Source organism: Variovorax humicola, from assembly GCF_037889915.1.
GTDB classification, from domain to species: domain Bacteria; phylum Pseudomonadota; class Gammaproteobacteria; order Burkholderiales; family Burkholderiaceae_C; genus Variovorax; species Variovorax humicola.
In genome coordinates this window covers 1-10,908 of record NZ_JBBKZV010000071.1, presented here as the reverse complement: position 1 = coordinate 10,908, position 10,908 = coordinate 1, and the positions used below count along the sequence as shown (strand labels likewise).

The 10,908-nt window shown below is 63.8% G+C and carries 10 protein-coding genes and 2 pseudogenes; 8 read left to right on the top strand and 4 right to left on the bottom strand.

Annotated elements, in window-relative coordinates:
- Positions 1-224: 224 nt before the first annotated feature.
- A complete protein-coding gene (locus WKW80_RS36680) occupies positions 225-914 on the top strand; it encodes a Crp/Fnr family transcriptional regulator (RefSeq protein WP_340368474.1) in 690 nt (229 codons plus the stop codon).
- A gap of 95 nt (positions 915-1,009) precedes the next feature.
- Positions 1,010-1,489: a hypothetical protein gene (locus WKW80_RS36675; protein ID WP_340368473.1), complete on the top strand. Its 480-nt coding sequence runs from the start codon at positions 1,010-1,012 to the stop codon at positions 1,487-1,489.
- Positions 1,490-1,550: 61 nt separating this feature from the next.
- Here the strand turns inward: WKW80_RS36675 and WKW80_RS36670 are convergent, their stop codons facing one another.
- Complete coding sequence (locus tag WKW80_RS36670; RefSeq protein WP_340368472.1) at positions 1,551-3,908, bottom strand: nitric-oxide reductase large subunit; 2,358 nt, start codon at positions 3,906-3,908, stop codon at positions 1,551-1,553.
- A gap of 35 nt (positions 3,909-3,943) precedes the next feature.
- Positions 3,944-4,273: a cupin domain-containing protein gene (locus tag WKW80_RS36665; protein WP_340368471.1), complete on the bottom strand. Its 330-nt coding sequence runs from the start codon at positions 4,271-4,273 to the stop codon at positions 3,944-3,946.
- A 183-nt stretch (positions 4,274-4,456) separates the two neighbouring features.
- On the opposite strand from WKW80_RS36665, the gene WKW80_RS36660 reads away from it, so the two are divergent.
- The 4 genes and pseudogenes from WKW80_RS36660 to WKW80_RS36645 all read left to right on the top strand — a co-directional run bounded on the left by WKW80_RS36660 (position 4,457) and on the right by WKW80_RS36645 (position 8,112).
- Complete coding sequence (locus WKW80_RS36660; protein WP_422823058.1) at positions 4,457-5,464, top strand: IS630 family transposase; 1,008 nt, start codon at positions 4,457-4,459, stop codon at positions 5,462-5,464.
- An 83-nt stretch (positions 5,465-5,547) separates the two neighbouring features.
- On the top strand, positions 5,548-6,684 hold the full coding sequence (locus tag WKW80_RS36655) for an IS110 family RNA-guided transposase (RefSeq protein ID WP_422823056.1): 1,137 nt from the start codon (positions 5,548-5,550) through the stop codon (positions 6,682-6,684).
- Positions 6,685-7,017: 333 nt separating this feature from the next.
- Positions 7,018-7,479 (top strand): annotated as a pseudogene (locus WKW80_RS36650) (AMP-binding protein); the annotation flags it as partial.
- A gap of 456 nt (positions 7,480-7,935) precedes the next feature.
- A complete protein-coding gene (locus WKW80_RS36645) occupies positions 7,936-8,112 on the top strand; it encodes a hypothetical protein (RefSeq protein ID WP_340368468.1) in 177 nt (58 codons plus the stop codon).
- A gap of 58 nt (positions 8,113-8,170) precedes the next feature.
- Here WKW80_RS36645 and WKW80_RS36640 read toward each other — a convergent pair whose 3' ends face one another.
- The gene (locus WKW80_RS36640; protein WP_340368467.1) at positions 8,171-8,377 is read right to left on the bottom strand and encodes a hypothetical protein; all 207 of its coding nucleotides are present in this window, start codon (positions 8,375-8,377) and stop codon (positions 8,171-8,173) included.
- A gap of 679 nt (positions 8,378-9,056) precedes the next feature.
- On the opposite strand from WKW80_RS36640, the gene WKW80_RS36635 reads away from it, so the two are divergent.
- Positions 9,057-9,581 (top strand): transglutaminase-like domain-containing protein, encoded by a 525-nt coding sequence (locus tag WKW80_RS36635; protein ID WP_340368466.1) that lies wholly within the window; start codon positions 9,057-9,059, stop codon positions 9,579-9,581.
- Positions 9,582-9,673: 92 nt separating this feature from the next.
- Here the strand turns inward: WKW80_RS36635 and dksA are convergent, their stop codons facing one another.
- Entirely contained in the window at positions 9,674-10,330 is a 657-nt protein-coding gene (dksA, locus tag WKW80_RS36630) for an RNA polymerase-binding protein DksA (protein ID WP_340368465.1), read from the bottom strand.
- A gap of 392 nt (positions 10,331-10,722) precedes the next feature.
- Between dksA and WKW80_RS36625 the strand changes: the two are divergent.
- Positions 10,723-10,908: pseudogene (locus tag WKW80_RS36625) on the top strand (hypothetical protein); the annotation flags it as partial.

The following is a 10,908-nucleotide window of genomic DNA, read 5'->3' as shown; positions in this document are numbered from 1 at the left end:
ATCACGAGCTTGCGGTTGCGTATCGGCGCGCTGCTGGCTCGTAACCTGCCCCGGTGTCCCTGTTGCCTACGGTACCAGCGGGAGTAATTTAAATAACACAGTAAGACTAAGGGCTTGCAAATGCAGTGGGGCGCTTTGCGTCATTTGCTGCTGTGTGCGCTGGCAGACAGTCAGCGCGCGCGGTGTCGCGCAGACTGTGGCAGCTCACACATCAGAAGCGTCCCTTGGCCACCGCAGAGAACCGCCTCATCGAACTGCTGCCCAGCGCAGACCGCAAACGTTTGCTGGCTGTGTGCGATCCGGTTCAACTCGTGCTGGGCGATGTGGTGTACGAATGCGGCGCGCAGACGCGGTACGCATGGTTTCCGGTCGATGGCTTCGTTTCCCTGGTTGCCCGGATCGACGACCATCCGGGCCTCGAAGTCGGAATGGTGGGCCGCGAGGGCATGCTGGGCGTGCACTTGGCGCTTGGCGTGCCAACCACGCCGTTGCACGCCGTGGTGCAAGGTCCCGGCACGGCCTGGCGCATCACTGCCACCAACTTCCGGCGCGAGTTGGCGCACAGCGCGGCGCTGCGACGCGCAATGGCCCGCTACACCCATGTCCTGATGTCGCAGTTGGCCGCATCGGCAGCGTGCCTGCGCTTCCACCTGATCGGGCCGCGCCTGGCGCGCTGGCTGCTGATGAGCCAGGACCGCGCCCACGCCGACAGCTTTGGCATGACGCAGGAGTTTCTGGCCTACATGCTGGGTGTGCGGCGTGTCGGCATCACGGCAGCGGCGGGTGCGCTGCAGCGCAAGGGGTTGATCGAATACCGGCGCGGCGACCTGACAGTGCTGGATCGCGAGGGGCTGGAAGGGGTGGCATGCGCGTGCTACGCCGCGGACCGCAAGTCTTACGGCGAATTGCTGTGACGACGCGCGCCGGCGTTGTCTGTACGTGACCGTACATACGCGCATGCCGATGGTGCGCAGAATTGCTCGAGGGGGTCCGGCATATGGACAGTGGGTTGTCCGATCGCGTCGCAGTAGCTGGCGTCCTGTTGGAGCTGGTTCGCGCGCGTCTGGCCAGAAGCGGGTCGAACAAGACGTCGCGCACGGCGCTTCACGCGAGCGTGCCGGTCGGCGAGCGGGCATCGGTGCGCCGGGGGCTGGCCGCATTGATCGACCATGGAGTGCTGGCGATGAGCGGCGAGGATATCGGCTTCACCGTGAAGGGGCGATTGGTTCTCGCGCGCGTGCTGCCCCGGCGCGGGCGAACGCCCCTAGCGGTCCAGCACGACGACACGAGCTCGACTGTGTTGTCTTCCGTTCTTGCAGCGATCGACCTGGATGAGCGCTTCGACCCGAAAGGGTCCGTCGAGGAAGTCCAGTCGCTGCCTGCCCGTCTGGAAGTGGCGCGCTCGCTCCGACGGTCAAGCTTCCCGACAAAGTGGCTTACCGGGGCGACTTGCCTGCTTGCCATCGCAGCCGCTTGGGCGTTGAGGTAAGCAGCGCACTGCCTTGAGTCGCTGCCTCCATGACAGCATGGCGGAAGCGCCCGTCGTCGCTTCATGCGGGTGCCAGGCCGTCGACCAAGCCCATGTCCCTGGGCGTGGCGCGGACGCCGATATAGCCCTTGATGGTCGCGATGACCAGCGGGATGGCGCCGAACACGATGAAGACCACGTCGCCCGGCATCCGCAGCCATTCGATGAAGTGCGACCGGCCGCTGCCGATGTAGTCGAGGCTGCGCGCATGCCAGTAGCCGTGCTCGAGCACGTCCCAGACCTGTAGCACGCCGCCGGGGAACAGGCTCAGGGCAACCATCATGGCAAGGCCGACGTTGGTCCCCCAGAACGCGACCTTGATGTACTTCTCGATGCCGGGCCAGCGCGCATCGTTGCTGGTCTGTCGCAGGACGAAGACCATCAGCGCGATGGCCAGCATGCCGAAGACGCCCATCAGGGCGGCATGCCCGTGGGCGGGGGTCAGCAAGGTGCCGACCTCGTAATAACTCACGATCGGCAGATTGAGCAGGAAGCCGAGCATGCCGGCGCCCACGAAGTTCCAGAAGCCCACCGCCATCAGGAAGTAGAAGGTCCACTTGTGCGGTATCACGATCGTCTTGCCGGAGCCATTGCGCTGGCCGCGCGTTGTCCGCACGAAGTCCCATGCGTCCAGCGTCAGCAACGTGAGCGGCACGACCTCGAGCACCGAGAACATGGCCGATACGGCCATGCTGAAGTTGCTTTGGCCCGTAAAGTACCAGTGGTGGCCGGTTCCGATCAGGCCGCCGAGGAAATAGAGGATCGCATCGAGGTAGATCACGCGCAGTGCGACGTTGCGACGGCTCAGCCCGAGCTGGTAGAAGGTGAGCGCGACCACGGTCGTGGCGAAGAATTCGAAGAAGCCTTCGACCCAGAGGTGGATGATCCAGAACCGCCAGGTGTCCACCACGGTGTAGTTGGTCCTGGCGCCGAACAGCAGCGCGGGAATGTAGAACACCGGGATCGCGAGCGCGGCCACCAGGAACATCCGCACGATGGGCCTGGCGGCGGAATTCACCAATGTGCCCGGGCGCACCAAGGTCCACAGCAACGCGAACCATGCCAGCAGGCCGGCCACCAGCAGGTATTGCCAGACTCGACCCAGTTCGAGATACTCCCAGCCCTGGTTGCCGAGCCAGAACCACCACGCGCCGAGCAACTGCGCGATGCCCAGCCATTCGCCCAGAAGGCTGCCGCCGATCACCACCGCGAAGGCGCCGAACAACAGGTGCGTCCAGCCCGCGAGCCATCGGGGTTCACCGACGCGCAGCGAGCGGCCGAGGAACAGCGCCGCGGCAACGTAGGCGGTGGCAATCCAGAAGATCGCCATCTGAAGGTGCCAGGTGCGCAGCAGGTTGCTCGGGAAAATGCGCTCCAGTTGGAAGCCGTAGAAGCTGCCAGGGTCGGCCCGATAGTGCGCCAGCGCCCCGCCGATCAGCGACTGGCCAAGCAACAGCACTGCTACCACCACGAAGTACTTCACCAATGCGTTCTGGCCCTTGCCGGAATGCCCCGGCAACATCTGCGGATGCACGCGATGTCCGCGCGTGATCCATCCCAGGTAGTCGAACTTGCCGAACGCCAGCAGCACCGTGGCGATGCCGGCCAGCAGCACGGTCAGGCTCAACGCACTCCAGAGCAAGGCGCCGGAGGTGGGCAGGTTGCCGACGCTGGGGTCATACGGGAAATTGTTCGTGTACGAATAGGCCGCGCCCGGACGCGCCGTCACCGACACCCATGCCGCCCAGGTGACAAAGGCGGAGAACTGGCGCAGCTCCGTCGGATCGGTGATGAGGGCCGCCTTCAGGCCGCCGTTGCGCGACGGGTCGTGGAAGTAGTCGGTCCAGTGCGCGATCTCCTCGCGAAACGCCGTGGCCTGCGGCGCGGTGAGTTGCAGCGTGCCGCTGCCGGGGTCGTAGCGGTTGGTCTTCAGGGTCGCCATGGCTTCGCCGCGCACCGCGGCCTGCTGCGTATCCGCGAGGGCTGCGAAGGGCTGCCCGTACTGCCGCTGCGCGATGGCATCGGCCGTGCGGTCCCCCATCCGATGCAGCGCCTCGGCGCTGTAGTCCGGGCCGAGATAGGCGCCGTGGCCCCAGATGCTGCCATTGGCCATCAGGCCGTACCTCAGGAACACCGTCTGGCCGTCCAGGATGTCTTCGCCAGTGAACACGCCGCGGCCCTGCGCATCCACGACCTGTGCCGGGATCGGGGGCGCATTGCGATAGGCGAGGTGCGTGATGGTGATCAGCCCGGCAAAGCCCAGCACCATCACGATCAGGATGGTGCGCAGCCACCAGGGCGACAGCGGGCCGTCGTCTTCGGCCACGGGTTGCGCGGCGAAGCCCGCGATTGAATCCGTTGCGTCAAGTTCAGTGTTCATTTTGAATGACTCCTTGGCTGGCGAGGGTTCGACGGCTATGCGCCGTGCAGTAGGACAGTGACGAGCGCCGAGGAGTCTTCGAGCGCCTTGAGAGCATGAAGCTCGCCGCCTGCCAGGCAGATCAGATCGCCACCGCGCATCGATTGAACTTTTCCCGCAGTGAACTCGATGCAACCTTCCAGGCACTGGACAGTGATTTCACCTGGCACCTGGTGGGCGGGCATGGCCTTGCCGGCCCGTAGGATCACTCGAAGGACTTGAAGGTGCCCAGACTTGTAGAGCGATCTGGTCGTTGTGTTCTCCAGGTCGGCTCCGAAAGGGCGAACGTCGATCAATTCACCCGACAGCGCGTGATGAATCGCCATGGTTGCTCCATCGTTGCAATGCGCTTGCCACGCATCGTCGATGTCAGTCTGCGCGCGAACTTGTGCCGGTTCTGTCTGCTAACGAACATAGCCGGGACCGGCCGAAGCGCCCCGGCATTTGACGAAGCCACGGAGCGCGTGTGGGCGCAACGCACGGTGGTCGGCACGCACTCGCTCGCGGAGTTGGAGGCCATCATCCGCAAGCGCAGTGGTAGTGCGGCGCTGGTACGACGAGCGCGCTGCGTGTTGCTGTGGGCCGACGGCGAACGCAGGGTCGACATTCGAACCAAGCTGGCCTGCAACGACGGGTTTGTGTCGCGTTGGACGAAGGCCTTCGAGATACAGGGCTTGGCCGGGCTGGTGTCGGTGCATCCGGGCCGTGCGCCGGTGCGGCCTGTGGCCAAGCTGGAGGCCCGGGTGTTGAACAAGACCCTTAAACACAAGCCCTCGGATGGGTCCACGCACTGGAGCAGCCGCACGCTTGCGGACGAACTGGGCGACGTGTCGTTCTCGGCCGTACAGCGCATCTGGCGCAAGCACGGCCTGCAGCCACATCGCCTGGATCGCCATCTGGTCTCCAACGACCCTGACTTCGAGGCCAAGGCGGCGGATGTGATCGGCCTGTACTTGAATCCTCCCGCGCACGCGGCCGTGTTCTGCGTGGACGAGAAGACGGCCATCCAGGCGCTGGATCGCAAGGACCGCATGCTGCCGCTGTCACCCGGGCGAGCCGAAAGCCATGGCTTCGAATACAAGCGCAATGGCACCCTCAGTCTTTTTGCAGCGCTCAACACGGCCACCGGCGAGGTGCTTGGCAAGACCGCCGCGCGCCATACCAGCGAGCAGTTCGTCGCCTTCCTGCAGGACGTGCTTGCCAGCCAGCCGCAGAAACGAGAGATCCACGTCATCTGCGACAACGTCAGCAGCCACAAGACAGCGCTCGTGCAGGAGTTCCTGACGCAACACCCAAGCGTGCGGATCCACTACACGCCTACCTATTCCTCATGGCTCAACCAGGTCGAGAACTGGTTCTCTCGCATCCAGCGTGATGTCATCAGCCGCGGCATCTTCGCCTCCGTCAAAGACTTGGACAAGAAGATCATGCGCTACATCCGCGCCCACAACAAAGACCCCAAACCGATCAAATGGAAGTATGACAATCCAGGCCGCCGGCACCGCCAATTCTTCTGATTCAAATGCTATGTGGGACTACCCGAGCAAGACCCGATTAGCTAAAAACGGGATTCCTCAACCTCTTGGCAAAGGAGATGGAAATGTCGATAACCCAGACAGCCCCACAAGTGAAGGATACGGCGATCTCGCCAGCCCTGTACATGAGTTTCGAGCTCGGCGACAAGTCCTGGAAGGTGACGGCGAGCGATGGCCGACACGGCCCGAGCCGATACAACGTGGACGCCGGAGACACGGCTGCAGTTGCGCACTGCATTGGTAAGGCCCGGGAGCGCTGCAAGCTCGAGCCGCAGGCCAGGGTGCACTCTTGCTACGAAGCAGGGCGCGACGGTTGGTGGCTGCACCGCTGGTTGGTCGAGCAGGGTGTCGACAACATCGTGGTCGACTCCTCCAGCATTGAGGTGAACCGACACGCCAGGCGCGCCAAGACCGACCGGCTTGATGGTGACAAGCTGCTGGCGATGCTGCTGCGCCATCATCGCGGCGAGCACGTGTGGGGGGTGGTGCATGAGCCCACGCCGGAGGACGAAGACGCGCGCCGCACGCACCGCGAGTTCGCCCGGCTGACGCAAGAGCGAACCTCACACACGAATCGCATTGGCGCGCTGCTGGGGCTGCACAACTTGCGCCCACACGTGATCATCGGCGGACGAGACTGGGCGCGCTGGTGGGAACGTAATTGGGAGCTGATACCGCCATTGCTGCGCGCCGAGATCGAACGCGAGTGCGCGCGGCTGACTCTGGTCAAGCAGCAGGTCAAGATGATCGAGGCCCAGCGCCGCCAGGAATTGGCAGATGGGAAGCAACCGCTGGTGGCGAAGCTTGCCCTGCTGCGCGCCATCGGACCCAAGGGCGCTTGGGTGTTGGTCAAGGAGTTGTTCGGCTGGCGGCACTTCGCCAACCGGCGCGAGCTCGCCGGCTGCTTGGGTCTGTCACCCACACCCTATGACAGCGGAGGCAGACAGATCGAGCAAGGCATCAGCAAGGCTGGCAACAAGCGAGCGCGCACCTTGCTGATCGAACTCGCCTGGAGCTGGTTGCGTCTGCAACCCGAAAGCGCCTTGAGCCAGTGGTTCAATCGGCGCTTCGCTGCTGGAGGCAAGCGCATGCGACGCGTAGGCATCGTCGCCCTGGCCAGAAGGCTGGGGATCGCGCTCTGGCGCTACCTCGAGCACGGAGAGATCCCGGCCGGGGCGTCGCTCAAGCCAGCCGCCGCCTGAGGTCCGAGCAGCCTCGTTCTAACGCACGGTGGCTATGAAACACATCATCATCAAAGGTCGACGCGCCCGCCTAGTCCACGGGTCACTTTGCAGTGACCGTCAATTCAGAAGGGGCGCCTCGGTAACCGGGGGTCTGCCAGTGCGCTTCGCGCGCATGCAGCATGTGGTGCAAGGTCCGCGCCTTGCACGGATAGAAGTTCGTCCGGGCACTGGCTCAGACGTTCGCCATGCCCCGACCTCGGATTGAGATGCATACCCAATGCCACCCTACGTCGTCGCCACTGACCGCAGTCACGACGGCTTGACAAACAAGTCCTCATAGAAGTGGACTAGGACGGCGGCGCGGTGATTATGATCACGGCCGACGAGCAACTGCGCGATGGCAAGCCACTGGCGTTGAAGGCTATCGTCGATGAAGCCATCGCGCTGGACGGATGCAATGGGGTCAGGGACGTCATCGTGTACCGCCGCCCTGGCGGCAAGATTGCGTGGCACCTGTCGCGTGACAAGTGGATGCACGAAGTCACCGAAGGCAAGAGCGATACCTGCGAGCCCGAATGGGTCGACGCCGAGCACCCCCACTTCCTGCTCTACACCTCGGGCTCGACCGGCGGGTACCTGCTGCATGCGGCATTCACGACCACATGGACTTTCGACCTGCACGACGACGACGTGTTCTGGTGCGCGGCCGACATCGGCTGGGTCACCGGTCACACTTACATCGCCTGCGGCCCGCTGGCCATAGGAGCGACTCAGGTGGTGTTCGAAGGCGTGCCCACTACCCGGAAAGCCGGCGGCAAGTGCCTGGAAACGGGAGTCCTAGAATTGGCGTTGCGCCGGTGATGGGTATTGCAACTCCGGTTCAGATCAGCGATCGAGCGCGCGCCGCGACAACGAAAGTACGATGCCCCTGCCCACCAGCAGTCTGACCGCGATCATGCCAATCATAGGCGGTCTTTGGGCGGCTGAAGCCCTTACTGGAAGCAGTTTGAATCCCCTGGCGGATATGCGAGTGGGGCCGCATCCCGCATGGAGCGACGAACGTCTCCAAAGCGCGCACACTGGTCGCTCTCGGCTTGGCCGGGAAGGGAATGTCGGATGACGGTACTGAACATGGCGCGGCGGCGCGGGAACCTGATTCGGCTGCTTGCGAGCAACTGAAGAACGCACTGCACACGGCCCCGCATAAGTCGCCAGCGAGGCGCTCGCCGCTGAGGTCTACATGCCCCCGAGGGGCTGGGGAGATATGCAATGGCCCTTTTCCGTGAAGCCGCCGAAGCCCTGGTCGCTGACTATATGAATGGACGCATCTTGCCAGAGGTCGCGCACAAGGCTGCAGTGGAGGCGGCTCGAACGCGGCTGATTGAGGGGAAGACGCCCGTCCTTGACGAGACGCTGTGTAGCGATATTGACCGCGAGGCACGGTAACCGAACTCGCGTTCCCCAGTATCCCATTGCGGCCACCATAGGCGCAGGCTGGACCGGGTCAATCCGGACTGCTGCGCACATGACCCTCAATTTCGTCACGCGCGTCCCCAAGCGTCTGGTACACGCGAATCAGGGCCACTCGAATGACGTCTTGGTGAGTGAGCGCATCAAAGCTCCGTTCGCTGCTCATGGCGGATACGGCTGCGGCAACGAGTTGCACGGCCTGTGCAAAGCGTGCTTCGTCGATTGCGGACTTTTCGCTCATGGGCACCCTCCTGTGAAAGGGTTGGGGACATACCCGATAGTCGGTTAACGTCGCCTTCAGTCGCCGAGACAAGCACCGAAACGACATGTTGATGCGCGACTGTACGCCTGCGCAGGGCGCGTCCCCGCGACGAGGCGTGCACCACCAACGCCGGCGTGGCCTTTAGATGCCTTGGATGTTGAGGACCGCTTCGGTCCAGCACATTGCGGACGGATCCGAGCGGTTGACCTGCTGCGTGTCCGATAAGTGCGCCACGGCCTGAACCATCGGCCGTACCGACGGCTAAATGACGCGGAACTTCCTCGGCGGGGGCCGATCGAACTATGGTGATGCAACGGTGGACTCAGTGGCTCATCCCGCCACGGGAGCTTTGCTCCAAGGGGTTCGCCCCTCCCTCCCGCATCGCCCAGAAACCCGCTCTTTGGAGCGGGTTTCTTCGCAAGTCACCCACAAGTGCATCGAGGGCACGTAGGGGCCGGGCGCAGCGACGCTGATTCCGGGGCCCAAGTTCGTCATCTTGCGTCTTTCTCGCCTGTCACTGCGTGCCGCGCGATCTGTTCGGTAACCGGTGCACCCACATCGTGGCGCCTCAGGGTCGCTTCGTCCTCAGCACCGACGCGCTGATCCACAATAGCGGCGCACAAGATCTCGTGGTGTCCTCGGCCACGCAGGTGCCGGTTTGGAATCGTTGCAGGTCTATCTGATTGGCAGCCGGTATTGCGAGACCGACCAGCTCTCCGAGATTGCTTGGCAGCGCTTTGGCTCGGCTCCCACCGGCTGGCTTCGCGTGCATGCGATCTGCGATTTCGTGCACCAACACATCAAGTTCGGCTACCAGAATGCAAGTCGCACGCGCACCGCCCTGGGCGCCTACAACAACGAAGGTCAGGGCGTGTGCCGCGACTACGCCCACCGGGCGATCGCGCTTTGTCGCTGCTTGAACATACCGGCACGCTATTGCACCGGCTTTCTTGGCGATGTCGGCACGCAGCCGCCCTTCGCACCGGGGGATTTTGCGGCATGGTTCGAGGCTTATCTCGGCGACCGTTGGTACACCTTTGATGCGCGCAATAACACGCCGCGAATCGGTCGGGTGTTGATTGCGCGCGGCCGGGACGCCTGCGATGTCGCACTGTCCGCCGCGTTCGGTCCGATCACGCTGGAAGCCTTCAAGGTCTGGACCGACGAGGTCGCGGCAGCCTGAACTTTTCTCCTCAGTTGTGGCCAAAGCAGACGCATCCTCGGCCGCCAGATCGCGGCGAAGGCACACGCGGCCCGGCTCTTCTCTGCCATCGCTCAGTCCCCGAACATCTTCTGTTTCAGCTCGCGGCGCTGTTGCGCTTCGAGGGACAAGGTCGCCGTAGGCCGCGCCAGCAGACGCCCAACGCCGATGGGCTCGCCGGTTTCGTCGCAGTAGCCGTAGTCGCCGGCATCGATGCGCTGGATCGACTGCCCGATCTTCTTCAGCAGTTTGCGTTCGCGGTCGCGCGTGCGCAGTATGAGGGCGTGCTCTTCCTCGATGGTGGCGCGGTCTGCCGGGTCGGGCACGACCACGGCGTCTTCGCGCAGGTGCTCGGTGGTTTGACTGGCGCTTTCGAGGATGCCCTGCCGGAGGCCCACCAGCTTGAGGCGGAAGTAGGCCATCTGCCTGTCGTTCATGTACTCGCTGTCGGGCATGGCCATGACTTCGGCGTCGCTCAACTGTTCCGGCGTCTTGGTCTTCCAGTTGTTGGCGAGCTTCGGGTCTTTCTTGACCGCGACGTGCGGCGGTGGTACCAGCGCGGTCGACACGACCTGCGTGAAGCTCGACTTGGCGGCGGTGGAAGCCACCGACTGCGCCATTGAAGGCACCGTCCGTTGGGACAGGCGCGAAACGCGAGGCTCGCGGGCGGGTGCAGGGGGGACAACGGGAGTCGCCGCAGCGGGTGTGGGGGCGGCATCAGTTTTTTTCATGAGAGTCGTCGTGATAGAAGCAGAAGGGTTCCGCATCCAGGTCCCGCAGCAGCCGTGCCGAGGTGTCAGGCAAGGAAGTGGCGCGGCAGGAAGACTGACAGTGCCGAAGTCAAGAACGACACCATAGTATTACCATTTGACAGACATCCGCAATCGAACGCGCCAAGCAACAGATGGCGCTGCACGAGACCAAGAATGAGATCGCCCGCACTACGCCCGCTTGCTGGGCGCCGGCTCTACGGCATTTCAGCCCGTTGATCTGGCGTCGCTTGCTAGCTACTTTGCGGCGCAAAATCCAAAATCCGAGCGGCGTTGGAAGGTCGATCCGGCGCAGGCGAAGGCAGCAGCCGACTGATGGCTAGATCGGGAGTCGGAATGACGGGGGCGATGTGATGACGGTCGTCTATTTCGCGGCTGGCGCGGCGCTGCCGGTCGCGCTGTTCGCCGACCGCGCGAGCCGCGTCAAGAGCATCGTCGTAATGGCCACGACTTGGAGCCTGGCCACCATTTCGTGCATGTTCACGCGCAACTACGGCCAGCTGCTAGCCGCGCGCGCGGTGGTCGGGCTGGGCGAGGCG

What these genes read in the sequence shown, in the direction of transcription:
- WKW80_RS36665 (WP_340368471.1), bottom strand. Translation starts at nt 4,273, where the DNA reads ATGGCGATTCATCACGCGCTGTCGGGTGAATTGATCGACGTTCGCCCT.
- dksA (WP_340368465.1), bottom strand. Translation starts at nt 10,330, where the DNA reads ATGAAAAAAACTGATGCCGCCCCCACACCCGCTGCGGCGACTCCCGTT.
- WKW80_RS36655 (WP_422823056.1), top strand. Translation starts at nt 5,548, where the DNA reads ATGTCGATAACCCAGACAGCCCCACAAGTGAAGGATACGGCGATCTCG.
- WKW80_RS36640 (WP_340368467.1), bottom strand. Translation starts at nt 8,377, where the DNA reads ATGAGCGAAAAGTCCGCAATCGACGAAGCACGCTTTGCACAGGCCGTG.
- WKW80_RS36670 (WP_340368472.1), bottom strand. Translation starts at nt 3,908, where the DNA reads ATGAACACTGAACTTGACGCAACGGATTCAATCGCGGGCTTCGCCGCG.
- WKW80_RS36645 (WP_340368468.1), top strand. Translation starts at nt 7,936, where the DNA reads ATGGCCCTTTTCCGTGAAGCCGCCGAAGCCCTGGTCGCTGACTATATG.